At 69.3% G+C, this 23,861-nt stretch carries 21 protein-coding genes; 11 read left to right on the forward strand and 10 right to left on the reverse strand.

The window, feature by feature from the left end; translation table 11 throughout:
- Nucleotides 1-13 precede the first annotated feature (13 nt).
- Nucleotides 14-1,846: a CBM96 family carbohydrate-binding protein gene (locus ACSHT8_RS02185; RefSeq protein WP_436497170.1), complete on the forward strand. Its 1,833-nt coding sequence runs from the start codon at nt 14-16 to the stop codon at nt 1,844-1,846.
- 544 nt (nt 1,847-2,390) lie between these two features.
- Nucleotides 2,391-5,210: a GH92 family glycosyl hydrolase gene (locus ACSHT8_RS02190; protein ID WP_436497172.1), complete on the forward strand. Its 2,820-nt coding sequence runs from the start codon at nt 2,391-2,393 to the stop codon at nt 5,208-5,210.
- A gap of 73 nt (nt 5,211-5,283) precedes the next feature.
- On the opposite strand, the gene ACSHT8_RS02195 is transcribed toward ACSHT8_RS02190, so the two are convergent.
- The 4 genes from ACSHT8_RS02195 to ACSHT8_RS02210 are packed head-to-tail and all read right to left on the reverse strand — an operon-like array spanning nt 5,284 to nt 9,577.
- Nucleotides 5,284-6,549, reverse strand: coding sequence for a Gfo/Idh/MocA family protein (locus ACSHT8_RS02195; RefSeq protein WP_436497174.1), 1,266 nt, complete (start codon nt 6,547-6,549; stop codon nt 5,284-5,286).
- Between the two features lie 10 nt (nt 6,550-6,559).
- A complete protein-coding gene (locus tag ACSHT8_RS02200) occupies nt 6,560-7,366 on the reverse strand; it encodes a carbohydrate ABC transporter permease (protein ID WP_436497176.1) in 807 nt (268 codons plus the stop codon).
- The gene (locus ACSHT8_RS02205; protein WP_436497178.1) at nt 7,366-8,289 is read right to left on the reverse strand and encodes a carbohydrate ABC transporter permease; all 924 of its coding nucleotides are present in this window, start codon (nt 8,287-8,289) and stop codon (nt 7,366-7,368) included. Before ACSHT8_RS02205 ends, ACSHT8_RS02200 begins: the two co-directional genes overlap by 1 nt.
- Complete coding sequence (locus ACSHT8_RS02210; RefSeq protein WP_436497180.1) at nt 8,282-9,577, reverse strand: ABC transporter substrate-binding protein; 1,296 nt, start codon at nt 9,575-9,577, stop codon at nt 8,282-8,284. Before ACSHT8_RS02210 ends, ACSHT8_RS02205 begins: the two co-directional genes overlap by 8 nt.
- A 134-nt stretch (nt 9,578-9,711) precedes the next feature.
- On the opposite strand from ACSHT8_RS02210, the gene ACSHT8_RS02215 reads away from it, so the two are divergent.
- The 3 genes from ACSHT8_RS02215 (at nt 9,712) to ACSHT8_RS02225 (ending at nt 12,875) form a co-directional block, all read left to right on the forward strand.
- Complete coding sequence (locus tag ACSHT8_RS02215; protein ID WP_436497182.1) at nt 9,712-10,830, forward strand: ROK family protein; 1,119 nt, start codon at nt 9,712-9,714, stop codon at nt 10,828-10,830.
- Nucleotides 10,831-10,919: 89 nt separating this feature from the next.
- Complete coding sequence (locus ACSHT8_RS02220; RefSeq protein ID WP_436497184.1) at nt 10,920-12,188, forward strand: family 16 glycosylhydrolase; 1,269 nt, start codon at nt 10,920-10,922, stop codon at nt 12,186-12,188.
- A gap of 63 nt (nt 12,189-12,251) precedes the next feature.
- Nucleotides 12,252-12,875, forward strand: coding sequence for a hypothetical protein (locus ACSHT8_RS02225; RefSeq protein ID WP_436497185.1), 624 nt, complete (start codon nt 12,252-12,254; stop codon nt 12,873-12,875).
- A 39-nt stretch (nt 12,876-12,914) separates the two neighbouring features.
- On the opposite strand, the gene ligD is transcribed toward ACSHT8_RS02225, so the two are convergent.
- Nucleotides 12,915-14,918 carry a DNA ligase D gene (gene ligD / locus ACSHT8_RS02230; protein WP_436497187.1) on the reverse strand — a complete coding sequence of 668 codons (2,004 nt, stop codon included), beginning with the start codon at nt 14,916-14,918 and terminating at the stop codon, nt 12,915-12,917.
- Between the two features lie 161 nt (nt 14,919-15,079).
- On the opposite strand from ligD, the gene ACSHT8_RS02235 reads away from it, so the two are divergent.
- The gene (locus ACSHT8_RS02235) at nt 15,080-15,208 is read left to right on the forward strand and encodes a hypothetical protein (RefSeq protein ID WP_436497189.1); all 129 of its coding nucleotides are present in this window, start codon (nt 15,080-15,082) and stop codon (nt 15,206-15,208) included.
- Here the strand turns inward: ACSHT8_RS02235 and ACSHT8_RS02240 are convergent.
- Nucleotides 15,205-16,488 carry a carbohydrate-binding protein gene (locus ACSHT8_RS02240; protein ID WP_436497191.1) on the reverse strand — a complete coding sequence of 428 codons (1,284 nt, stop codon included), beginning with the start codon at nt 16,486-16,488 and terminating at the stop codon, nt 15,205-15,207. The two genes, ACSHT8_RS02235 and ACSHT8_RS02240, sit on opposite strands and share 4 nt — an antisense overlap.
- Before the next feature lie 267 nt (nt 16,489-16,755).
- On the opposite strand from ACSHT8_RS02240, the gene ACSHT8_RS02245 reads away from it, so the two are divergent.
- The 3 genes from ACSHT8_RS02245 (at nt 16,756) to ACSHT8_RS02255 (ending at nt 19,214) form a co-directional block, all read left to right on the forward strand.
- Nucleotides 16,756-17,004 carry a hypothetical protein gene (locus tag ACSHT8_RS02245; protein ID WP_436497192.1) on the forward strand — a complete coding sequence of 83 codons (249 nt, stop codon included), beginning with the start codon at nt 16,756-16,758 and terminating at the stop codon, nt 17,002-17,004.
- A 1-nt stretch (nt 17,005) separates the two neighbouring features.
- Entirely contained in the window at nt 17,006-17,428 is a 423-nt protein-coding gene (locus ACSHT8_RS02250) for a hypothetical protein (protein ID WP_436497194.1), read from the forward strand.
- Between the two features lie 460 nt (nt 17,429-17,888).
- Entirely contained in the window at nt 17,889-19,214 is a 1,326-nt protein-coding gene (locus ACSHT8_RS02255; RefSeq protein ID WP_436497196.1) for a ferredoxin reductase family protein, read from the forward strand.
- A 19-nt stretch (nt 19,215-19,233) separates the two neighbouring features.
- On the opposite strand, the gene ACSHT8_RS02260 is transcribed toward ACSHT8_RS02255, so the two are convergent.
- The 3 genes from ACSHT8_RS02260 to ACSHT8_RS02270 all read right to left on the reverse strand — a co-directional run bounded on the left by ACSHT8_RS02260 (nt 19,234) and on the right by ACSHT8_RS02270 (nt 21,418).
- Nucleotides 19,234-19,554 carry a hypothetical protein gene (locus tag ACSHT8_RS02260; RefSeq protein ID WP_436497198.1) on the reverse strand — a complete coding sequence of 107 codons (321 nt, stop codon included), beginning with the start codon at nt 19,552-19,554 and terminating at the stop codon, nt 19,234-19,236.
- Between the two features lie 304 nt (nt 19,555-19,858).
- Nucleotides 19,859-20,353 carry a hypothetical protein gene (locus ACSHT8_RS02265; protein ID WP_436497200.1) on the reverse strand — a complete coding sequence of 165 codons (495 nt, stop codon included), beginning with the start codon at nt 20,351-20,353 and terminating at the stop codon, nt 19,859-19,861.
- A 120-nt stretch (nt 20,354-20,473) separates the two neighbouring features.
- A complete protein-coding gene (locus tag ACSHT8_RS02270) occupies nt 20,474-21,418 on the reverse strand; it encodes a helix-turn-helix transcriptional regulator (RefSeq protein ID WP_436497202.1) in 945 nt (314 codons plus the stop codon).
- A gap of 57 nt (nt 21,419-21,475) precedes the next feature.
- Here ACSHT8_RS02270 and ACSHT8_RS02275 point away from each other — a divergent pair, with 57 nt between their 5' ends.
- Nucleotides 21,476-22,603 carry an epoxide hydrolase family protein gene (locus ACSHT8_RS02275; protein WP_436497204.1) on the forward strand — a complete coding sequence of 376 codons (1,128 nt, stop codon included), beginning with the start codon at nt 21,476-21,478 and terminating at the stop codon, nt 22,601-22,603.
- A gap of 92 nt (nt 22,604-22,695) precedes the next feature.
- Complete coding sequence (locus ACSHT8_RS02280) at nt 22,696-23,415, forward strand: DinB family protein (protein ID WP_436497206.1); 720 nt, start codon at nt 22,696-22,698, stop codon at nt 23,413-23,415.
- Nucleotides 23,416-23,504: 89 nt separating this feature from the next.
- Here the strand turns inward: ACSHT8_RS02280 and ACSHT8_RS02285 are convergent, their stop codons facing one another.
- Nucleotides 23,505-23,786, reverse strand: coding sequence for a DUF4342 domain-containing protein (locus ACSHT8_RS02285; protein ID WP_436497208.1), 282 nt, complete (start codon nt 23,784-23,786; stop codon nt 23,505-23,507).
- Between the last annotated feature and the right edge of the window lie 75 nt (nt 23,787-23,861).

A 23,861-nucleotide genomic window follows, 5' to 3' on the forward strand; every position in this document is an offset into this window, starting at 1 on the left:
ACACGGAGAACCCATGGGCGGCAGTCGCGTCAGGGCGTTGACGACGGGCGCGGCCATGTGCCTCGCAGTCGGGCTGGTAGTCGTCGGGCCAGTGGCCCAACCGAGTGCCGCGACCTCGACCACCGTGTTCGCCCCAGTGGCCGACGCGACGGCGGCCGAGGCGACTCCGTCGACCAACGCGGGCGGCGCGGCCCAACTGGGCGTCGACGGATCGCCGGTCGAGCGCACCTACCTCAAGTTCACCGTTGCGGGCCTCAGCGGCTCGGTCACCTCGGCGAAGCTGCGGCTGCACGTCAGCACGACGACCGGCGCCGAGAGCGTGGCGGGCGGCACCGTCAGCGGCGTCTCCAACACCTCGTGGTCGGAGACCGCGCTGACGTGGGCGAACCAGCCCGCCGTCGACGGTGCCGCGCTCGGCTCGCTCGGCGCCGTGCAGCGCGGGGCCTGGTACGAGATCGACGTCTTCGCCGCCGTCGCGGGCAACGGAACCATCAGCCTCGCGTTGACCTCCACCAACTCCGACGGCGTCGACTACGACTCGCGGGAGTCCGCGTCGGCGCCCCAACTGGTGATCACCACCGCCCCTCCGGTGGCGACTTTCACCCCGATCGCCGACACCACCGCCGATTCGTCCACACCGGCCGCCAACTACGGCACCGCGACCCAACTCGGCGTGGACGGCTCGCCGGTCAAGCGCACGTTCCTGAAGTTCGACATCGGCACCGCCACGGTCGCCAAGGCTGTCCTGCGCCTGCACACGGTCAACGACGCCAACGCAGGCAGCACGGGTGGCGGCGGCTCGGTGGCCAAAGCGTCGAGCACGTCGTGGTCCGAGAGCGGCCTCACCTGGGCCAACCAGCCCACCACCGGCAGCCCGGTCGCCTCGCTGGGCCCGGTCGTCCGCGACACCTGGTACGAGGTCGACGTGACCGCCGCGGTCACGGGCGGCGTGGTGAGCCTCGCCATCACCTCAGCCCACGCCGACGGCGCGGACTACGACTCGCGGGAGAGCGCGGCGAAGCCGCAACTGGTCATCACCTCCGGATCGACCTCGACGGACCCGGTGCTGATCGGCGTCGGCGACATCGCGACCGGCCACTCCGACGCCGACACCAAGACCGCCGCGATCGTCGACGGCTACCCGTCCGCGACCGTGTACACCTTGGGCGACAACGTCTATCAGACGGGGACCGCGACGGAGTTCGCCACCTTCTACGAGCAGACGTGGGGCCGCTTCAAGGCGCGGACCCGCCCGACCCCGGGCAACCACGACTACTACTCGACGGGCGCGGCGCCCTACTACGCGTACTTCGGCGCCAACGCCGGTCCGTCCGGCCGCGGGTACTACTCCTACGACCTCGGCTCGTGGCACATCGTCAGCCTCAACAGCGAGACCAGCATGGCGGCCGGTTCGGCCCAGGAGCAGTGGCTGCGCGCGGACCTCGCCGCCACCTCGAAGACCTGCCTCATGGCGATGTGGCACAAGCCGAGGTTCACCTCCTCCGGCCACCACGCCCCGGAGTTGTCCACGGGCCCGCTGGTGCAGGCGCTGTACGAGCACAACGCCGACGTCATCCTCTCCGGCCACGTGCACCTCTACGAGCGGTTCGCCCAGCTGAACCCGACGGGCGCGCTGGACACCGCCCGGGGCGCGCGCCACTTCTCGGCGGGCATGGGCGGCGCCGACTTCCAGACCTTCGGCACGATCGCGCCGAACAGCGAGGCGCGCAACAACAACACCAACGGCGTCCTCAAGTTCACCCTGCACGCCGACAGCTACGACTGGGAGTTCCTCCCCGTCGCGGGCCAGACCTACCGGGACAGTGGCAGCACCGACTGCCACTGACCCGGTGCCGTCAGGCCGGGACCCCGGCCCGGAAAGCCAGTCCGGCCGCTAATCCGCCGCGGAGCGCCTCGCCGCGGCGTCTCGGTGGCGCCGTCGCGTCGGCGCGGGCCTGATCGGCGCCGACGGCCACGTGTGTCAGCACGAAGAGGTCGCCACGCCCGCGACCGGCCCCTGAACTCGGCGCCGCGCCGCGGGGCTTCGTCGAGTCCGTAGTGGACGGTGCGGCTCGTCGGCGACGCGATCGCGGCCGCCGGTCCGGTGCTGTTCGAGCCGCTGCGCGGGCACCTCGCGGAGTCGGCGACCCTCGGGTTTCGTACGCAGGGTGACGGTCGAGCCGTCCACGCTCGGGTGCTACGGCGCCGCCCGCACAGCCCTGCTCGCCACCGCATCGCCTGCTCGATTCTGCACTAATCTGTTCCATGCTGCGCGAAGTTGATTGATTTCGGTGCGAAGCGAGGACTTGACGTCATTTAGCAAAACGTTTTACTGTCTCCGGCAACGTGAAGCAGGTCACTCCTCGCATTGCTCCAACGAAGGATCAAAAGTGAGCGCTACTCAACTGTCGACGTGGTCGTCTCGGCCCTCGCGGGGTGTGAAGAGGTCGGCCGCGGCGGCCATTGCCGCCCTCCTGCTGACGACAGCGGGCTTCGTGGTCACCGCTCCGTCCGCCGTCGCGGCCGACCCCGCCCCTGTCGACTCCGTCGACCCGCTGATCGGGTCCAGCGGCGGGGGCAACACGTTCCCCGGCGCGACGGCACCGTTCGGGATGCTCTCGTGGAGCCCGACCAGCACGCGCGGCGACCAGACGAACACCGGCGCGGCCAACGGCTACGACTACAACACCACCCGCCTGCGCGGTTTCGCCCTCACCCACGTCAACGGCGCGGGCTGCCACCCCGGCGCCGCGGGCGACGTGCCGATCTTCCCGCACACCGCCGCGGTGACGTCCTCGCCGACCGCCGACACCACCGACGCGGTCTACGCGAGCAACTTCAGCCACAGCGGCGAGACCGCGACGCCCGGCCGGTACAAGCTCAACCTGGCCAACGGCGCGACGACCGACTTCGCCGCCACCACCCGCACCGCGGTCGGCAAGATCGGCTTCCCCGCGGGCACGCCCGCGAACCTGCTGTTCCGCACGTCGAACTCGCTCAACGGCAGCGAGGACGCCGAGACCCGCATCGACGCCGCCAACCGCAAGGTCACCGGCTCGGTGCTGACCGGCGCGTTCTGCGGCCGCCGCGCCAACGGCGGCTACAACAACCGCAAGACCTACTACCGGCTGCACTTCGTCGCCCAGTTCGACCAGCCCTTCACCGGCAACGGCACCTGGAAGGACGGCACCCTGCAGTCGGGCGGCACCTACCAGACCGGCGGCGAGGGCTACCTGACCGGCGCCGACCGGCTCGGCAAGGGATCCGGTGGCTATGTCAGCTTCGCGCCCGGCGCGCAGGTGACGATGAAGATCGGCATCTCCTACGTCTCCCTGGCGGGCGCCGAGCGCAACCTCCAGGTCGAGCAGCCGTCGGGGACCACAGTGGACAGCGTGGCCACCGCGACGCGGGCCGCGTGGGCCACCCGGCTGGGCCGCGTCCAGCTCACCGGCGGCACCACCGACCAGCGCAAGGTCTTCTACACCGCGCTCTACCACAGCTTGCAGCAGCCCAACATCATCAGCGACACCGACGGCCAGTACTGGGGTATGGACCAGGCCGCCCACGGCTTGGCGTCCGGCCAGACGGCGCAGTACAGCAACTTCTCCGGCTGGGACCAGTACCGCGCCCAGATCCAACTCCTCGCGCTGCTCGAACCCAAGGTGTCCGGCGACTTCGCCCAGTCACTCTTCAACTTCGCCAAGCAGAACGGCGGCGTCTGGGACCGCTGGGTCCACGTCAGCGGCGCCACCCACGTCATGACCGGCGACCCGTCTGCGGTGACGCTGGCGACCTTCTACGCGATGGGCGTGCGCGACTTCGACTACAACGGCGCCTTCCAGTCTCTCTACAACCAGGCCACCGTCCCACACGAAGACGGTCTGTCGGACCTGGGCTGCTCGGGCCAGTGCGAAGGCCAGCGGCCGAACCTCGCGCAGTACGTGCAGTCCGAGTACTCGGCCAACGACGTCTGCCACTGCTGGGGCGGCGCCGCGGAGACCATGGAAGCCTCCATTTCGGACTACTCGCTGGGCCAGTGGGCCACGGCCCTCGGCCGCACGACCGAGGCAGGCGTCATGGCCGACCGCGCCACGTGGTGGCGCAACGTCTACAACCCCGCCACCGGCTTCATGCAGGGCCGCAACCTCAACGGCTCGTGGGTCGGCTCGTTCACCCCGTCCACCCAGACCGGCTTCGCCCAGGGCAGCGCGGCGGCCTACACGTGGATGGTCCCGCACGACGTCGCGGGCCTCGCGAGCGTCATGGGCGGCAAGTCCACCGCCGCCGCCCGCCTCGACGACTTCTTCCGCGACGCCAACGGAAACTGGCTGGTGCGCGGCGGCGGCGCGCTCAAGTACGACCCGACCAACGAGCCCGACATCCACGCCCCGTGGATCTACAACGAACTCGGCAAGCCCTGGAAGACCCAGGAGACCGTCCGCGAGATCGTCAACACCGTCTACACGACCGGCCCCTCGGGCCTGCCCGGCAACGACGACCTCGGCACCATGTCCGCCTGGTACGTGTGGGCCGCGCTCGGCCTGTTCCCGCACCGGCCCGGCTCCGGGGACATGATCCTGTCCAGCCCCCTGTTCCCCAGCGCCACCATCACCAACGCCGATGGCGTTGTCCTGAAGGTCAACGGCATCGGCACCGGCAAGTACATCCAGTCGGTAAACCGCGGCGGCGTCGCGCACACCGACTGGAAGGTGTCGTCGAACTTCGTCCAGACGGGTGGCACCCTCGACGTCACACTGTCCTCGGCACCGACCAACTGGGCCGTGGTGAACCCGCTGGCCAACCTCGCCCTGAAGCGGCCCGCGACCGGATCGGCCCCGTGCTCGGCCTCGGAAGGCCCGGAGAAGGCCGTCAACGGAAGCATGACCGGCGGAGTCTCCGACAAGTTCTGCACCCTGGCGACGTCGAAGTGGCTCCAGGTCGACCTCGGGACGAGCAAGCCGCTCTACAAGATCATCCTCAAACACGCCGCCATGGGCGGCGAGTCCTCCAGCCACAACACCAAGGCGTTCACCGTGAAGACGTCGGCCGACGGCACCACCTGGACCACGGTCGCGACAGTCACCAACAACACCGACGCGACGACAGTCCACTCGGTGGCGGGCAGCGCCCGGTATGTGCGGGTCGACATCACCACACCGACCCAGACGACCAACCCGGCCGCGCGGATCTACGAGTTCGAGGTCTACTGAGGCTCGCGGCAGCCGGGCCGCCCGGACACCAGTCGCTACTTCGTGGTCTCGACCAGTCGACCGTGCCGCCGGTTCACGCCAGCGGCACGGTCACGCCGTCGAGTGTGACCACCGTTCCGGTGCGCCGGGAGTGTTCGGCCGCCCACACGATCTGGTGGGAGCGAAGCGTCTCCTGTGGCCCGGAGGTCACCAGCGACCAGTGGCCGGTGGCGACCGCGGCGATGAACGCGCGGACCAGTTCGGTGTCGGCACCGCCGTGGCCGTCGGCGGCCGACGCGCTGCCCGCCGGGGTGCAGTCGATGACCTCGGTGGTGTCGGTGAGGAAGTCGTGGACGGTGAGCATCTTGCCGTCGCCCTCGACGCTGCCGAGCGTGCCGAACACCCGGGTCTTGCGGAAGTCCAGCGCGCTGAACGCGGTCATCGTGAACGACGCGGTCACCCCGCCTTCGTACTCCAGGTTGACGACCTGGTGGTCGACCACGTCGTTGCGTCCTGAGTAGACACACTCGCCGTACGGGCCGGTCTCCAGCGCGGTTCGCAGGCCCTCGGCGGTGATGTCGGGGGTGAGCACGCCCAGCGGCCAGCGCTCGAAGACGGGGTCGCCGAGGAAGCGGGAGTAGATGCGGACCGCGGAGTACGCGCAGGTGGGTTCGACCGGGCAGGACGAGCACCGCGACCCCGCGCCCGCGGGTTTGTTCGCCGGGCGGAAGTGGAACAGGCTGCCGAACGAGGAGACCCGGGTGACCGGGCGGCCGATGATGTGGCTGAGCCAGTCGATGTCGTGGCTGGACTTGGCGAGCAGCATCGACGACGACTCGGCCTCCACCGCCCACTGGCCGCGCACGTAGGAGTGGGCGTGGTGCCACCAGCCGACGGGCTCCAGGTGCTCGACGGTGACCACGTCGCCAAGCGTGCCGCCGTCGATGAGCCCTTTGAGCGCACGGGAGTACGGGGTGTAGCGCAGCACGTGGCACACGGCCAGCAGCACGTCGTTGTCCACGGCCGCCTGGACGATGCGCTCGGCATCGGCCTCATTGGTGGCCATTGGCTTCTCCAGCAGCAGCGCGTAGCCGCGGGCGGCGAGCGCGCACGCCGGGTCGGCGTGCAGCCGGTCGGGGGTGGCGACGATGGCGGCGTCGGCGAGGCGGGGGAGAGCGGCCAGGTCGGCCCAGTCGGTGAACACCCGGTCGGGCGCGATGCCGAACTCGGCGGCGAGGAGGTCACGGCGGTGGGGGTCCGGGTCGGCGACGGCGACGACGGCGGCGCCCTCGGCCGCGGCCAGGCGCGCGTAGGCAGCGCCGCGCGCGCCCGCCCCGACAACGGCCAGGGTGACAGTCACAGCTGAACTCCTATTTCACGGCACCCTGGAGGATGCCCTTGACGAAGTGGCGTTGGAAGAACAGGTAGAGCAGCACGATCGGCGTGATGACGATCAGCGTTCCCGCGGACAGCAGCGGGATGTTCTTGCCGAACTGCTGGACGAACTTGCCCAGACCCGCGGGCGCGGTGCGCATGGCGGGGTCCTGGATGAGGATCAGGGCCAGGAGGAACTGGTTCCACGCCCACATGAAGAACAGCAGCGCCAGGGTGGTCAGCGCCGGTCGGGCCGTGGGCAGCAGGACCGACACCAGCGTGCGCCAGGACGACGCGCCGTCGATGGCCGCGGCCTCGGTCAGTTCCGGGGGCAGTGACTCGAAATGCGCGCGCATCCAGAACACCCCGAACGGCATGTACGCGCCGATCAGCGGAAGGATCAGTGCCCAGTAGCTGTTGAGCAGGCCGACCGACCGCAGGTCGTAGTACAGCGGGATGACGATCGCCTCGTACGGCAGCGCGAGACCGACCATGAGCAGCGCGAACAGCACGCCCTTGAGCCGGGACCGGCTCGTCGCGAGGCCGTAGCCCGCCAGCGTGGACAGGACCACCGCGACCGGCACGACGCCCACGGCCACGATGGCGCTGGACTTCAGCAGCGAGCCGAAACCCGCCGTCGTCCACGCCGTGGCGAAGTTCTCCCAGTGCGGGTCCGACGGCCAGTCCAGCCCGGGGGCCAGGTTGGTCGGCGGCTGCAGCGCCGCGGACAGGATCGCGAGGAACGGGAACAGGACCGACGCGGCGGCCAGCAGCAGCGCGAGCCGGGTGAGGTGCTTGGTCATCAGCGCTCCCTGGTGAGCCGGTTGAGCCCGTACATGACCGCGCAGGTGAGCGCGCTGAGCACGGTGGCCAGCGCGCACGCGGTGCCGACCCGGCCCGCGGTGAACACCAGCTCGTAGATCTGCACGCCCGGCACGGTGGTGGTGTGGCCGGGGCCGCCGCCGGTCATGACGTAGACGATGTCGAAGCCCGCGAGCGCGGCGATGATCGTGACGGTGGCGGCGACGGAGATCTCGCGGCGCAGCCCGGGCACGGTGATGTGCCAGAACTCGCGCAGCGGCCCGGCGCCGTCCATGCGGGCCGCCTCGTAGAGCGACGGGTCGATGCGGCCGATGCCGGAGAGCAGCAGCAGGAAGCACAGTCCGGTGCTGACCCAGGTGCCGATGAAGCCGACCGCGGGGAAGGCCCAGTCGAAGTCGCCCAGCCAGGGGCGGGTGATCTCATCGAGTCCGACGGCGGACAGCGCCTCGTTCAGCGGGCCGCGCTCGCTGTAGATCCACTTCCACACCACGCCCACGGCGACCAAGGGGAGGATCTGGGGCAGGAACAGCACCGTCCGGATGATCGGCATCGCCTTCCACGGCACCGCCGCCACCAGTGCGGCCAGCACGAGACCGATCCCGATCGGCAGGACGCTGTAGAAGATGATGAACCCGAACGCGTGGGCCAGTGCGGCGCGCAGCTCCGGCTCGGTGAACACCTCGACGTAGTTGTCCAGCCCGATCCAGGTGGCCACGCCGACGCCGTTCCACTCCCAGAACGAGATCCACACGCTGTGCAGGAACGGCACGATCACGAACGCGCCGTAGAACAGCAGAGCCGGAAGCGCGTACAGCAGGGGCGCCATGCCGCGGCGGCGGCGCGGCCGACGCCGGGTGGCGGCGGGCACAGCCGCCACCCGGGTCGCGACGGCGGTATCAGCCATGGGTCTTGGCCCACTCGCCCTGCACCGCGGCGATGAACCCGTTCGGGTCGGTCTTGCCGCCGATCAGCTCCTGGGTCGCGCTGACCAGGGTGGAGTTCATCGTGGCGGTGGCGTTGTTGTTGAACCCGACGAGCCCGTTGTCGGCGTTGACCCGCGTCCACGCCGCGACGACATCGGCCATCAGGGTGTTCGCGTCCGGCTTGGCCGCGGTCGGGTCGGCGGGCATGAAGCCGATCCGGAACTGCTCGACGGAGGCGGTCTGCGAGTGCAGGTAGTCGAGGAAGGCGGCCGCGGCGGCCGGGTTCTTCGACCGGCTGGAGATGCCGAACGCCACCGAGGTGCCGATCGCGGTGGCCTTGGCGCCGGGGAAGGCGAAGAAGCCCGCGTCGGCCTTGAGGCCGTCGGCGATCTTCGCGGCGTCCCAGTTGCCGTCGACGAAGAACAGTCCCTCGCCGCCGGTGAACTTCGCGACCGCGCCCTGCAGGTCGACGCCGTTCGCGCCGCTCGGGACGTAGCCCTTGTCCGCCCACTCCTTGAGCTTCTGGGCGCCCGACCGGTTGCCCGCGGTGTCGAACGAGCTGCCCTTGGTGCCGAAGGTCCACTTGGCGGCGTTCTCGGCGCCGTCCTGGGACTGGCCGATGAGCTGCACGACGAACGCGGAGTGGCCTTCGGCGTTGCCGAGCTGCAGCGGCACCTCGCCCGCGCCCTTGGCCTTGGCCAGCGCGGCTTCGAAGTCGGCCAGGGTGGTCACGGGCAGCGTGATGCCGAGCTTGGCCGCCTTGGCCTTGTTCACGTACACGCCGACGATGGAGAAGCCCGCGGGCGCGGCGTAGAGGTCGCCGGTGCCGAGGGTGCTGCCGTTGGCGGCGACCCGCCACTGGGCGAGCTGGGTGCTCGGGTAGACCTTGTCCCAGCCGTAGGCCTGCTCGTACGGGGCCAGCGAGCGGACCAGCTTGTCCTTGACGGTGGTGCCCACCGAGTTCAGCAGCACGATGTCCGGTGCCTGCTCGGAGGCCAGGGACAGGTTCAGGCTCTTGTTGTAGTCGTCGTAGTTGGTGTCCTGGTAGTTGATCGTGATGTTCGGGTGCTTCGTCCGGAACCCCGCGATTGTCGCCTTCACCGCGGCGCCCGACTCCGGAGTGGACACCAGCGACAGCGTGACGTTCTCCGTGGGGACCTGGGTGGTGGCCGGGCCTTCCGGTGCCCCCTGTTGCTGGGACGGGCCTGGCGAACAGGCCACAGCGAGCACCAGCGCGGTGGCGCCCGCGGCGATGTGCTTGAGGTTCATGCGGATCTCCTGGGGGTTTCGCCCGGATCTAGGGTGCGGCACGCACTCCGGCGAGGCGACTCGTCAATTACAAAAGAAACTTTCCTTTGCTAGGATGAGGGACGTACGGGACGCCGTCAAGAGGGGGAATCGAAATGCAGGTACTGCCTGGAGGCGATCAGAGCGCGCTGCGGCATCTCAACACCCGCAGAGTCCTGCAGCTGCTCTACGAGGGCGCGCCGATGACGGTTACCGCGGTGGCGAAGGAAACCGACCTCTCTCGACCCACTGTGCAGGGCATCCTCAACACCCTCGCCGAGTCCGCCTTGCTCGTCGTCGACGGCCACGACACGCCCCCCACGGGTGGTCGGCCCGCGCAGCGCTACAAGTTCGACGCCGCCGCCGGGCTGCTCGCGGGCATCGACATCGGCGCCCACGCGGTGTCCGTCCGGGTCACCAACCTCGCGGGCGCGCTGGTGGGCGCCGCCCGCAAGCAGGTCGCCACCGACGACCGCGCCGCGCGGCTCGACCTCGCCGCCGACCTGGTGCGGGGCGTGCTGCCCGGGGGCGGGCGCGGACTGTGGGCCGCGGGGGTCGGGACACCGGGAATCCTCGACGAGGACGGCGTGGTGCGGCTCAGCGTCGCCATCCCGGACTGGACGGGTGTGCCGTTGGCCGCCGAGTTGGCCGCGCGCCTGGACTGCCCGGTCGTGGCGATGAAGGACGCGGGCATGGCGGTGCTCGCCGAGCACCGCGTCGGCGCGGCGCGCGAGGTGTCCGACCTGCTGTATGTGCACGTCGGACACCGTCTTGGCGTCGGTCTGCTGGTCGACGGCAAGCCGTTCGTCGGGCCGTCCGGCGCGGCGGGGGAGATCGGGCGCCACCCCGCGTTCGGCTGGAACAGTGCCCCCGCCCGGCTGGCCGCCGACGCGGGTGTGCCCGACGCGTCCACCGACGACGCGGTCGAGTCGGTGCTGGCGAGGGCGGGCCGCGGCGACCGGGCCGCGATCGTCGCGGTCGACGCCTTCGCCAAGTCCGTCGCGGCGGGCATCGGCGCGATGGTGCTCGCGGTCGACCCCCGGCTGGTGGTGCTCGGCGGCGGGATGACCAGGGCCCGCGAGACCATCCTCGGCCCGGTCGCGCGCCACCTCGCCGACCTGACCTACGAGGTTCCGCCGCTGGTCCTGTCCACGTTGGGCGAGGACGCGGTCACCATCGGTGCGACCGAGGCGGCCCGCGACCACGTGCGAGCGCGGCTGTTCGGCGCGAGCTGACGTCCACTCTTGACAGACGCGTCACGCGTCGTTCACCCTTTCGAAGGAAGGTTTCTTTCGCTTCTCCCCGCCTTAGGGAGTGTCCCCAGATGCGTTTACCCCTCCGCGCCGCTGTCGCCAGCGGCCTCATCGCCGCCTCCAGCCTGGTGTCCGCGGGCACAGCGGCCGCGGCCGACTTCCCGCCCAACCCCACCACCAAGTCCGGCTACACCCTGGACTTCCAGGAGGAGTTCGACGGCACCAGCCTCAACTCGGCCAAGTGGCTGGACTACTACCTGCCGCACTGGACCAGCACCCGTGAGAACGCCAAAGCGCGCTACACCGTGGCCAACGGCGTGCTGACCGAGCGTCTCGACGCCGACACGCCTGCCTGGAACCCGACCTACGACAGCACGGTCAAGATCTCCAGCATCCAGTCGTACAACAAGGACTGGTGGCACCGGTTCAACTACTCGATGCCCAACGACCACCACGAGCCGGACTTCAACGGCTACACGACCAAGTACGGCTACTTCGAGATCCGGGCCAAGCTGTCCAATGTGGGCGGCGGCGGCCACCAGGCGTTCTGGCTCACCGGCATCGAGGACACCTCCAGCGCTTCGCGGAACCCCGAGATCGACTTCATCGAGACCTTCTTCAACACGCCGGACAAGTGGCGCATCGCCGCCTACGGCTGGGGCGACCCGAACTTCCTGTCGTCGTGGACCCTCATGCAGGATCCGGTGCCCAGCGGCACCCCCACCGAGGAATACCACGTCTACGGCATGGACTGGACGCCCACGGCGCTGAACTTCTACTACGACAACCAGCTCTACAAGACCATCAACGACGCGCCCAACATGGCCATGGGCATGATCCTCGGCATCTACACCGACGCGGGGTCCGGACAGCACAACAACGTGTGGCCGAAGAGCTGGAACGTCGACTACATCCGCGTGTTCAAAAAGGACGGTGGATACCAGGAGGCGGGCTACGAGCTGCTGAAGAACCGGCAGACCGGAGCGTTCGCGCACATCCAGGACAAGACAGGCAAGGTGCAGTACGGCGCCGTGCCCGCGACCTGGTGGAGTGCCCAGTGGACACGTGAGCAGGCCGGATCCTATGTGCGGCTGAAGAACCGGTGGACCGGCGAACACCTGAACGTCGAGCCGAACGACGGGGTCGCCCACTACGGCACCACCCCGGCGACGTGGTGGTCCGGCCAGTGGACCCAGGAGCAGGTCGACGGGTACGTGCGCCTCAAGGACCGGCAGACGGGCAAGTATCTGCACACCGAGAACCTGACCGGCGAGGTCCAGCACGGAACCGTGCCGTCGGGTTACTGGACCAGCCAGTGGACGTACCAGCCCGCGTCCTGACGACCCGGGGGTGGGGAGCCTGACTGCCCGAGCTCCCCACCCCCTTTCCCGATGGAGCCGTTGATGACCATGAAGATCGCCGCCGCCGCGCTCGCGGTCACCGCGGCACTCACCGCCTGCGGCGCGAATCCGACCCCACCATCGCCCCAGCCCTCGTCCACCGCCCCGTCGGTCGCCCAGCGAAACGAGCACCTGTGGCACGTGCTCGACGACAACGGCAACCGGGAGCGCGATCTCCCCGACGACGACCCGGCCGTCGCCGAGGTGCGCAAGCTGGTCGTGCTGCACTCCGGCGTCACCGACAACCGCGCGCCGGACAACGTCACCGCCAGCGTCGCCGCCGAGTTCGGCTACTACCACCCGGCTTTTGTCGACGACCTGCGCGCCCAGAAGTACGACACCAAGCTGGTCGACCTGTTCACCGCCAACGGATTGGCGACCCGACAGGTCTCCATCGCCTGGTACGAGTCCACCTTCAGCAAGAACATGACCACCGCGACCGCCCAGTTCGAGACGACGTTCGAGTTCACCGCGGCGAATCCGGCCTACCTGACGGCGAACCAGTTCGCCCTCAACGAGCCCTACACCCAGCGCCGGACGATCAGTCTCACCCGCAGCGGCTCGACCTGGCAGATCAGCCGAATCGAGAAGGACCGCCTCACCAGAGTCGAGGCACCCGGGCGGTGACGCGTTGGGTGAGCCGGAGTTCGCCGCGCTACCCCTGATCTATGTGTTCGGGAGCTCTCCGCCGGTCTCGGTCAACGTGGCGAACAGGTCGCCCAGCCGGTCGACGCGGTCGAGGACATCGTCGGCGGTGAAGGTGAGGTCGTCGACGCTTCCGCTGGCGCGCACTTCGTCCCAGGTGACGGGGGTGGACACGGTCGGGTGGTCCCGTCCGCGCAGCGAGTACGGGGCGACGGTGGTCTTGGCCGGATGGTTCTGGCTCCAGTCGATGAACACCTTGCCCGCTCGCAGCGCTTTGGCCATCTTCGCGGTCACCAGGTCCGGGGTCTCCACGGCGAACCGTTCGGCTAGCGACTTGGCATAGGTGGAGGTCTGCTCGGCGGCGGTGACCTTGACCGCCGCGTAGACCTGCATGCCCTTGGAGCCACTGGTCTTCGCGACCGGGGTGAGGCCGTCGGCGACAAGGGCGTCGTGCAGTCGTTCGGCGACGCGGGCGCAGTCGACGATCGTCGCGCCCGGCCCCGGATCGAGGTCGAACACCAGCCGGTCCGGCAATCCCCGAGCCGGTCCGTGGGCGACGGTCCACTGCGGAACGTGGAGTTCCAGCGCGGCGAGGTTGGCCACCCACACGAGCGCGGCGAGTTCCTCCAGCAACGGGTAGTCGATGATGTCGCCGCTGCCGCGTGAGCCGCCGCTGGGGAGTCGGACGGTGGGCAGCCAGTCGGGTGCGCCGCGGGGGACGTTCTTCTCGAAGAACTTCTCGGCGTGCACGCCGTCGGGGAACCGGATGGTCGTGACCGGTCTGCCCGCGAGGTGGGGGAGCAGGACCGGTGCGATCAGCGAGTAGTAGCGGATCACCTCGCCCTTGGTGAACCCGTCTGCCGGGTAGAGCACCTTGTCCAGATTGGACAATGTGAGCCTGCGATCCCCGACCTGGACCGCCACCCGGGCACTCGGTGTCACCACCGATTCGGGCAGCGGCGCCGAGCCGATCAGGGGCGACCGCGGCACGATCACTTCGGACGGTTCGCGGTCCTCGCGCAGCCCGCGCCACGCGGTGTGGCGGAGTCGACCGTCGCGGGTGAACTGCCGGTAGACCACCTCACCCACCAGTGTGGGCGTGACCCAGTGTGCCCGCCGGATGTCCTCGCGCGGCGGTTGCGTCACGAACGGATGCGTCGGCCGCTCCAGCGTCTCCAAGCGGGCCTGCAATGCTCGCCGGTCGGCTTCGGAGAAGCCGGTTCCCACGTCCCCGATGTAGACGAGGTCGCCGGTGTCGGGGGCGTGGGCGCCGAGCAGCAGGCCGCCGAGGATGCCGGTGAACCGGCTCTGTCCCGGCCGCCACCCGCAGACGATCACTTCCTGGGTCTGGATCAGCGGATGCTTCAGCCACGAGTCCGGGCGTTTCCCCGGCTGGTAGGTCGAATTCCGCAGCTTGGCGACCAGGCCCTCGAATCCCTCGGTGGCGGCCCGGTCGAGCAGGTCCTGCGGGGTGAGCCCGTCGGCGGCCAGCTCGTCGAAGGTGAACGCGGGCACCACCGAGACCAACGACGGGTCCGGCATCGCCAGCTGCTCCAGCCGTGCCCGCCGCTCGTCGTAGGGGATGTTCACCAGCGAGTCGTCACCGAGCCGCAGCAGGTCGAACGCCAGGTACCGCACCGGCACGTCCAGGAACGGCTCATCGCGGCGCGGGGAACTGGCGTGCGAGCGGTACCGGCCGCGGCGCTCCTGCATCGCCCCGAAGTCGACCTGGCCCGCGTCGTTGTAGACGACGATCTCCCCGTCCAGCACCGCGGCCCGCCCGTCGAGCGCGGGAGAGAGGACACCGGCCAACACCGCGAACTCGTGCGTGAGATCGATGCCGTTGCGGCTGGTCAGCACCGTCGTCCCGTTCGCGGCGATCCGCATCGCCGCCCGATACCCGTCGAGCTTGTACTCATAGGACCAACTCGACCCGGTGCGCAGCCGACCGCCATCGGGCTTGGCGAGCATCGGCTCGACCCACGCGGGCACCACCGCCCGACTACTCTTCGACGCGCGCGCCATGCCCACCTCCGGTCCGCACGCCGACCGTAACCCGAACGGCCTAATCGCACGCGCCGAAGGCCACTATCCGCCACCCCCGCTGCCGTGCGCGGCGGCCCCGCTGGCCAGGCGTAACAGCTGACGGCGTCGCCGCGACACCTCCTGAACCCCGGAGGTGCGCTATGCCGAACGAGAACGAGGTAGTGGATCTCCTGCTGGCATGGCGAGCCGACGTCGACAGTGTTCCGCCGCCGAGCTTGATCATGCTCGAAGTCGCCTGCGTGCTGATGTGCGCGGCGTGGCCGAACTAACGGCCCTGCAGCGCTTTCACGTTGTCGCCGAAGGTCCAGTTCTTTGAGCCGTCCCAGTTGAGTGACCACGTCATAAGGCCCTTGAGGCCGCCGCCGAAGCTGTTCCACGCCTGGGCGACCGTGGTCGGTGACATGTGGCCGCCGCCCGCGCCCGGCTGGGCGGGCAGGCCCGGGACCTGCTTGTCGTAGGGCACGCGGATCGTGGTGCCCTGGATGACCAGGCCCTGGTTGAGGCACTCGGTCTGCTTGACGAAGCCCTGCACGGTGCCCGCCTGGTAGGAGTCGCCCGCGCAGCCGTACATGCTGCCGTTGTAGTACTGCATGTTCAGCCACCAGAGCCTGCCGTTGTCCGCGTACTTCTTGATGATCGGCAGGTACGCGCCCCAGATGGAGCCGTAGGTGACGCTGCCGCCGGTGACGTAGGCGGTCTCGGGGGCCATGGTCAGCCCGAAGTTCGACGGCAGCTGCGCGAGCACCCCGTCGATGATGCGGATCAGGTTGGCCTGCGACGGCGACAGCTGGCTGATGTTGCCCGAGCCGGTGAGCCCGGTCTCGATGTCGATGTCGATCCCGTCGAAGTTGTACTTCTTCAGGATGGGCACGATGGTGGCGACGAACCGGTCGGCGACCGCCGACGAGCTGAGGTCGATCCCCGCCGTCGCCCCGCCGATCGACATCAGGATCGTCTGGCCCGCCGCCTTGGCCTGACACATCGCCGCGGGCGTCGCGACCTTGACGGTGCTGTCCATACCGTCCTCCCACAGCGCGGTCCCGTCGGAGCGGATCACCGGGAACGCGGCGTTGAGCACGTTGTAGCCGTGCTGCGAGATCACCGGGGTGGTGACGGGCGTCCACCCGAACGGAGGATGCACGCCGTTCGCCGCGCCGTCCCAGTTCTCCCAGTAGCCGACAAGGACTTTCCCCGCGGGCTTCGACTTCACCGCGCAGCTGTCCCCGCCGGGCGGTTCGGTGGTCGTGGTCGTGGTCGTGGTCGTAGTCGTGGTTGGCGTGGATGTCGGTTGCGTGGTGGTGGTCGTTGTAGGCGGAGTCCCGTCACAAGCACGCACATCCGTCCACAATGACGGTGCGGCGACCGGGTTCCAACCGGTCCCCGGCCACGCGGTGTGCGCCACCTTGGCGCGGTAAAGCCTTCCCCTGTAGGTCACCTCGGCTCCGGCCGCGTAGGCGGTGCCTTCAGCCCAGGCGGGGGCCTCGCAGGCGGCCAGGGTAACGGAAGGCGAGGCGAGAGACTCGCGCTCGACCACCAACACAGTTCCCACCGCGACAGCGACACCGACAACCGCCGCGATGGCCGCATTCCTCGATCGCACAGGAGTGTTCCGCATGCGGCAATTATCTAAATTGGTCTAGTCCATGTCCATGTGCAAGATTTCCCAGTCCCGTCGACAACCGGTCGATGAGTTCTGGGAACCAGCGCACGTGCGACCTGTTCGCGCGGATCTGGCTGCCCTTTCGGGCGATGCGGGCAACTTTCCACCCCGCCAAGCCGACGAATCAGTGAGAAGCCCTGACGAAAGGCTGAAGCCATGGCCACCGAGTTCAAGTTCGTCGTCGACGGCATCGACCTGACCGAGGATCAGCGCGGCGCCATCGCGCAGGCGGTCTCCGCGGCGGGCACGGTCGCGCTGACCGAGGTCATCGGGAAGGGCGTGCCGTACTTCGAGGTGGGCGGGCTCAACCTGCGCAGGTGGGAGCTGATCGGCAAGTACCTGCTCGCGGGCGACCTCGCCGAGAAGATCGGCGGACAGGTCCAGGGCCTGATCGACGGCCGCTGAGATGGCCGGGCACACCTGCCCGAGCGCCCAGGCAGGCCCGGGCGCGGTGCTGCTCGGCGTGTTCGGCCCCGACGGTCGTGCGGTGTTCGTTCCGCACGGCCCCAAACTCACCCCCGAGTTGCGCGGTCAACTCGCCGCCACCACGACCGGCCCGCTGGAAACCCGCTTCCGCTTCGCCGCACCGTGCGCACAGTCCGCGTGCGTGTTCTGGGACGGGTCATGCCGCGCGGTCGACGCCGCGCACGAGGACTTCGAATCCGTCCCCGATGCCGCGCTGCCGGAGTGCGGCATCCGCGACACCTGCCGCTGGTGGTCACAAGAAGGAGCCCACGCCTGCGCGGTCTGCCCGCGCGTCCGCACCGCCGCGACGGACGTTGCCCGAACACCGGTGCACGATCGACCTGGATCGACGCCAACCTCCTGACGATCGATGTGTCACCAGGAGCCCTCGGTGACACCGAGGTAGACCAGGTCCGACCGCGGGGCCTCGTTGCTGGCGAAGACAGCGATGGCGCTGATCACGCAACCGGCCAACACGTAGAGGACGACGGGCCGGCGTCGCCGTAGTGGTGAGCAGTGCGGTGGCGACGAACGGTGCCGTGCAGCCGAAGAGGGCGCCGCCGAACTCGCGGCCGACGCTCCTGCGGACCACAACGGAACTGCTGCCCCACATGATTGAGTCAAGCGCCCCGTCGGGTGTGCGCGTCGCCAAGGTCGAGGCCCAGGTTCACGGTGGCGAGGTTCTGATCCCACGACAGCGTCAGCCCAGGACAGCGCCACCCGCTTCGGGAAGAGATGATTCGGTGCGCGGGCGAGTGAACCCGGCGCCGCCTCCACACGTGTAGACGGCAAGGCGACACCCCGAACGACGAGAGGCGGCGGCGATGGCTACGAGGACCCAGGTGCGGCGCTCCGTGCCCCCGGTCGTCCGGGCGCGATGGGCCATGTGGGCGTTTGTGCTGGTCAACCTGGTAATCGTCGAAGTCCTGTTCATCACCAGCGGCACCGGGAAGAACTCGATCCTCACCGTGGCCAAGTTCGTCGGCCTGCATGCCGCCCTGTTGATGATCTTCCAGTTGCTCCTGGTCGCCCGGCTGCCGTGGTTGGACCGCCGCATCGGGATGGACCGGCTGACGGTGTGGCACCGGTGGACCGGTTTCACCCTGCTCTGGACCGTCCTCACCCACGCCACGCTGGTCGTGCTCGGCTACGCGACGCTGGACGACGCGTCGATGGGGCGGACCTTCCTCGCACTGGCCGGGGTGCCCGCGTCGCTGCTGGGCATGATCGCCGCCGCCACGGTCAGCGCGATCGCGATCACCTCCCTGCGGTCGGTCCGCCGCAAGCTGCGCTACGAGACGTGGCACGCCCTGCACCTGATGGTGTACCTGGCGATCTCGGTGGCGTTCGTCCACCAGCTGCTGGAGACCACGACGTTCAAGTCGTCCACGTTCGCCACCGTGTACTGGTGGGCACTGTGGATCCTCGCGGTCGGCTCCCTGGTGACCGGGCGGATCGCGGTGCCGCTGTGGCGCAACGCGAGACACCGGTTCCGGGTCCAGGCCGTGGTTCCGGAGTCGGACAACGTGGCGTCGGTGTACGTCACCGGCCGCGACCTCGACCGGCTTCCGGCCAGGGCGGGCCAGTTCTTCATCTGGCGGTTCCCCGGGCACAACCACTGGTGGCTGGCCAACCCGTTCTCGTTGTCCGCCGCGCCGGACGGCCGTTCCCTGCGGTTGACCGCCAAAGCGGTCGGCACGGCCAGCGCGGGCCTGCGGCACGTCCCGGTCGGGACCCGGGTGTTCATGGAGGGCCCGTACGGCGCGTTCACGTCGCTGCAGCGGACCCGACCCGGCACCCTGCTGATCGCGGGCGGCGTCGGGATCACCCCCATCCGCGCCCTGCTGGAGGAACGGTCGACCGCGGACGTCGTCGTGCTGTACCGCGTCCGCGACGAGCGCGACGCGGTGCTGCTCGGCGAGGTCCGGCAGCTGATCGGGGCTGGCAGGCTCCACCTGCTCACCGGCCGGACCAAGGACGGCGCCCGTCCATTCGAACCGGACAGTCTGCGCGAGATGGTCCCCGACATCGCCGAACGCGACGTCTACGTGTGCGGCCCACCCGCGATGACCTCGTCGGTACTGAGCAGCCTCCGGGCGATCGGGGTGCCGCGCTCGCAGGTGCACGCCGAGAAATTCAGCATGGCCTGACTCGGGGCGTTGCCTGCGCCTACCGCGCTGAGGGTATGTCGGGATGGCGGCCGTGAGCCTGGCGGAACCAGCCGAGCAGCTGCAGGCCCGCCACGGTCAGTCGGACCGTGGACGCGGGCGCGGTGGCTGGATCCTCGTCGGGAGCCGACATTCTGCGTTCGATCAGGCCTGCTCCGGCCATCCAGAGCAACGCGGCGAACACGCCCAGGTCGAGGTCGGCACCGTCGGCGCGGTAGAGCATCGCGCCGAGCGCGATGATCTGACCGGCGTTGACGAGGTCGAGCGCGGCGTGGCGGTCGGTGGTGTAGTCGACGGCTCCCGCTGTCAGTGTTGTGGTCATGTCGTGGCCTCGCGGTTTCTCGAGCGACCAGCGTGCCCCCGCGATCTCGGCGGTGTGCGGCAATCGCGTCGACGACCCACCGGATCTCACTGCACGGCGATAGCAGTATCGCTGCGTAGAACTGATCGAAACTGTGGTGTAAAACTCATCTTCACTCATCATGAGTCAGGATCTGCGAGCAGTCAAGGCCCGGTCCGCGGCCAGGGCGCTCGTCCGAGCAGGCGGGACGCCGTCCCAACAAGTCAGGTCCGGACGCGCTTCGCGCGTCCGGACCTGTGAGTCCACCGAGTTGGCCGCGGTCCCGCTAGGAGACGGGTCCGTACAGGTTGTACCCCCAGAGCCAGTTCCCGTAGCTGTCCGACATGTCGTAGACGTAGTTGTCGCTGCCCTCCGGGAAGGGGATCGGTTTTTGTCCCTCGTCGGTGTACGTCCCGAACATTGTCCCGGCATTCTTCCCGTCGTCGTACACGTACACGGTGTACTTCCGGGGCGTCGTTTCCCCGAGTGAGAGGTAGATCCATCCCTCCGACGGCATGACCGATTTCTCGTCACGCAAGAACACGATGTCGGTTCTGTCCGCGGTGGTCCACACGTCGCTGTCGTGCACGGCCGAGGTGAACTCGAACGGAGCCTGGAAGCCCTGCGGGATCTGGAAGTTCCCGGAATAGCTCTGGATCCAAGGCGCGTTCGGATAATGCGCCTTCATCGCCCAGAGGCGGATGATCGGCAAACGGGGAACGGGAAATTTGATATCCCCGTACCGTGCGCCCGACTTGACCGTTCCGATTGCGCTCGCCATCATGTTTCCTTTCGCGAAGGGTATTTCCCCGAGCGTAACCAGGCCGGGTTGGGAGATTGCGACATCCGAACAGCCGATGGGGCATGCTGGTCGACCCGATAGGGCAAGGGCGGCACGTGATCACGCGCGGGCGTAGCGCTCGGCCAGTACGCGAAGCAGTGGCCGCAGTTCGGCCGGGGACTCGACGGTGAAGTCCATGCCGAGCATGCCGACGAACGCGGCGACCGTCTCCAGCGTGTCGGCTCCGGTCACCAGCACGGACGTGGCCGCGTCGACCGCCTCGACGACGCCGACGGCGGGGTTGATCCGGGCCAGCACGGTCTCGGCGGGGGCGTCCACGCGGAGCCGGGCGTGCACGTTCCACCCGCTGCTGGCGATGCGGCGCATGGCGAACGCCGTGTAGTCGCCGTCCGCGATCGGGGTCGGGGCGAAGCGGCGGTGGGTGCGCATGCGTGGGGCGACGCGGTCCAGGCGGTAGACGTCCCATTCGTTGGTGGCGGGGTCGCGGGCCACGAGGTACCACCGGCGCTGCCAGGACAGCAGCCGGTAGGGCTCGACCAGGCGCGGGGTGTCGTCGTAGTCGAAGCGGAACTGCTCGACGCTGTGGATGGCGGTGGCCACCGCGCGCATCACGTCCGGGTCGACCTCCGGGTCGGGCGCGTCGGTCGCGGTGTTCTCCGGGGCGTGTTCGACAGCCGAGGACAGTGCCTCGACCGCGGGCCGAAGTCGCGGGGGCAGGACCTGTTCGAGCTTGGCGAGCGCGCGGGCGCTGGCCTCCTCGATGCCCGCGATGCCGCGGCCCGCGCGCAGCCCGATGGCCACCGCGACCGCGTCCTCGTCGTCGAGCAGCAGCGGGGGCAGCTTCCCTCCCGCGCCGAGCCGGTAGCCGCCCGTGGCGCCCCGGGTGGCGTGGACGGGGTAGTCCAGGCCACGCAGCCGTTCGATGTCGGTGCGGACGGTCCGGGTGGTGACGCCGAGGCGCTCGGCCAGTTCGGTGCCGCTCCACGTGGGCCGGGACTGGAGCAGGGACAACAGGGCGAGCAGCCGGGCTGGAGTGTCGCCCACAAACTCCTCCGTCAAATAGGAAGTAGATGTTCCTATATGCACTTTAACGTTAGTGCCATGACGAACACGAGCATCCGCCCCTTCCGCGTCGAGATCGCCCAGGCCGAGCTGGACGACCTGGCCCTCCGCCTCGCCCGCACCCGCCTTCCCCAGCCCGCGCCCGCCGACGACTGGACGACCGGCACCCCGAACCACTACCTGCGCGAGGCCGTCGAGGCGTGGCAGCGGTTCGACTGGCGCGCGGCGGAGGAGCGGATCAACGCGTACCCGCACTTCCTCACCGACATCGAGGGCCAGCCGATCCACTTCATCCACGTCGAGTCGCCCCATCCCGACGCCACCCCGCTGCTGCTCCTGCACACCTACCCCGGCTCGTCGGTCGACTACCTCGACATGATCGACCAGCTCGTCGACCCGGTGGCGCACGGCGGCACGGCGGACCAGGCGTTCCACCTGGTGATCCCGGACGCGCCCGGTTTCGGCTTCTCCACCCCCGTCACCGAGTCCGGCTGGACGTCGGCCCGCATCGCCCGCGCCTACGACGCGCTGATGCGCCGCCTCGGTTACGACACCTACGGCGCGCACGGCTCCGACCAGGGCGCGGTGATCGCCCGCGAACTGGGACTCCTGGCACCGGAGGGCTTCCTCGGTCTGCACGTCCTGCAGCTGTTCTCCTTCCCGTCGGGCGACCCGAGTGAGTTCGAGCGCCTGGAGCCGCAGGACTACGCCGGTCTGGAGCACATGCAGTGGTTCCAGAAAGTCGGCGGCTACAACACGATGAACGCCAGCCGCCCGCAGACCGTCGCCGCGGGCCTCAGCGACTCGCCCGTGGGCCTGCTGGCCTACAGCGAGCTGTTCAACTCCTTCGGCAACGGCACGTCGCTGGTCCCGCTGGAGAAGGTGCTGCTGGAGGTGTCGGTCGCCTGGTTCACCAACGCGGCGGCGGGGATGACCCGCTCGTACTACGAGAACGCCGAGGCCCCCGACGCCGCGTCGGTCAACGCCGCCCCGACCGGCGTCGCGGTGTTCGCCGACGACTTCCAGACGATCAAGGTCTTCGCCGAGCGCGACAACAGCGCCATCGTCCACTGGAGCCGGTTCGACCGCGGCGGCCACTTCGCCGCCCTGGAGGTGCCGGAGGTCGTGGCGGCCGACATCCGCGCCTTCTTCACCGGCCTGCGCTGAACCGGGAACGAAAGTGGGCCAGGGCTTCTCGCCCTGGCCCACTTTCGCGCTTGGTCAATGGATTGTCGGTGGTCGGACCTACGATGCGGAGCATGACAAGGTACGTCGATGAGGACCTGCGCGGCACGGAGTTCCGCGAGTGCGATCTGACCGGGGCCCGCCTGATCGGCGTCGTCATGCAGGACGCGGTGATCGACGGGCTGATCACCAACCTTGTGGTGAACGGTGTCGAGGTCACCGGGTACGTCGAGGCGGAACTCGACCGGCGCCATCCGGAGCGGGTGCTGATCCGCTCCGATGATCCGGCCGATCTGCGCGAGGCGGCGCGTCGGCTCCACGCCGATTGGGCCGCCACGGTCGAGCGAATCCGCCGAACGCCGGGCATCGAGCGCCGCGGCGTGAACGACGAGTGGTCGGCGGCGCAGACGATGCGCCACCTGGTCTTCGTCCACGACTCGTGGTTCCGCCGCTGCTGCCTGGGCTCGGCCGAGCTGTTCACGCCGATGGGCATCGGGCCGACCGACGAGCCCTACCGTGAAGCGCACGGTCTTGATCTCTCGCTCGACCCGCCCCTCGACGAGATCGTGAGCGTGCGGGCGGCGCAGGCCGCCGAACTCGAGACCTGGCTCAACGACGTCACCCCTGCGCGACTCGCGGCGCTCGCCCCGGTGCCCGACGACGATGTCTGGCCGCCGTACGCCCGGGGCCGCTCGGTGCGGCAGTGCCTCGGCACAGTGCTCAACGAGACGTTCGAGCACCACGGCTTCTGCGTCCGCGACCTCGATCTGATCGAGGGACAGGACGCCGAGTAGGCGCCGCCCCGCTCTCGCCGCGCAGGCGGGAGCGGGCGACCGCGATCACCGAACCCCCCGACGCGGCGCCCGGAGTCACCGTCGGCTGATCACTCGGCGTCGACGACCGCGGGCGGTGCGGCCTGCGATTCCCGGTTCTCGATCTTGATGCCGCACTTGCCGACCAACGCCGCCCCGGCACCGATCGTCGTCGCCACCGGCGCTGCCAGCGCGGCCACCATGCCCACAGCCAACGGCACGTCCAGGACCACGTCGTCCTTGCTGTCCCGGACGATCACGCGGCGGTTGAAGCCCTCGTGGAACAACCCTCGCACCGCGTCGACTACGGAGTCGGCGGCGGAGCGGGTCGTCTCGGGCCTGGCCTCGTTCATGGCTCTCCTCGTGCTGCAGATTGAATCCCCTGACACCTCCATGGTGCCGGTTCCGCGCCCGTGCGCCATCAGGGT

This window comes from Actinokineospora sp. HUAS TT18 (assembly GCF_051364635.1).
GTDB lineage: Bacteria > Actinomycetota > Actinomycetes > Mycobacteriales > Pseudonocardiaceae > Actinokineospora.

Bases quoted from the DNA above. Each gene is read 5' to 3' on its own strand.
- ACSHT8_RS02185 (WP_436497170.1), top strand. From the start codon at position 14: ATGGGCGGCAGTCGCGTCAGGGCGTTGACGACGGGCGCGGCCATGTGC.
- ACSHT8_RS02200 (WP_436497176.1), bottom strand. From the start codon at position 7,366: ATGACCAAGCACCTCACCCGGCTCGCGCTGCTGCTGGCCGCCGCGTCG.
- ACSHT8_RS02205 (WP_436497178.1), bottom strand. From the start codon at position 8,289: ATGGCTGATACCGCCGTCGCGACCCGGGTGGCGGCTGTGCCCGCCGCC.
- ACSHT8_RS02210 (WP_436497180.1), bottom strand. From the start codon at position 9,577: ATGAACCTCAAGCACATCGCCGCGGGCGCCACCGCGCTGGTGCTCGCT.
- ACSHT8_RS02215 (WP_436497182.1), top strand. From the start codon at position 9,712: ATGCAGGTACTGCCTGGAGGCGATCAGAGCGCGCTGCGGCATCTCAAC.
- ACSHT8_RS02220 (WP_436497184.1), top strand. From the start codon at position 10,920: ATGCGTTTACCCCTCCGCGCCGCTGTCGCCAGCGGCCTCATCGCCGCC.
- ACSHT8_RS02225 (WP_436497185.1), top strand. From the start codon at position 12,252: ATGACCATGAAGATCGCCGCCGCCGCGCTCGCGGTCACCGCGGCACTC.
- ligD (WP_436497187.1), bottom strand. From the start codon at position 14,918: ATGGCGCGCGCGTCGAAGAGTAGTCGGGCGGTGGTGCCCGCGTGGGTC.
- ACSHT8_RS02235 (WP_436497189.1), top strand. From the start codon at position 15,080: ATGCCGAACGAGAACGAGGTAGTGGATCTCCTGCTGGCATGGCGAGCC.
- ACSHT8_RS02245 (WP_436497192.1), top strand. From the start codon at position 16,756: ATGGCCACCGAGTTCAAGTTCGTCGTCGACGGCATCGACCTGACCGAG.
- ACSHT8_RS02250 (WP_436497194.1), top strand. From the start codon at position 17,006: ATGGCCGGGCACACCTGCCCGAGCGCCCAGGCAGGCCCGGGCGCGGTG.
- ACSHT8_RS02255 (WP_436497196.1), top strand. From the start codon at position 17,889: ATGGCTACGAGGACCCAGGTGCGGCGCTCCGTGCCCCCGGTCGTCCGG.
- ACSHT8_RS02260 (WP_436497198.1), bottom strand. From the start codon at position 19,554: ATGACCACAACACTGACAGCGGGAGCCGTCGACTACACCACCGACCGC.
- ACSHT8_RS02265 (WP_436497200.1), bottom strand. From the start codon at position 20,353: ATGGCGAGCGCAATCGGAACGGTCAAGTCGGGCGCACGGTACGGGGAT.
- ACSHT8_RS02275 (WP_436497204.1), top strand. From the start codon at position 21,476: ATGACGAACACGAGCATCCGCCCCTTCCGCGTCGAGATCGCCCAGGCC.
- ACSHT8_RS02280 (WP_436497206.1), top strand. From the start codon at position 22,696: ATGACAAGGTACGTCGATGAGGACCTGCGCGGCACGGAGTTCCGCGAG.
- ACSHT8_RS02285 (WP_436497208.1), bottom strand. From the start codon at position 23,786: ATGAACGAGGCCAGGCCCGAGACGACCCGCTCCGCCGCCGACTCCGTA.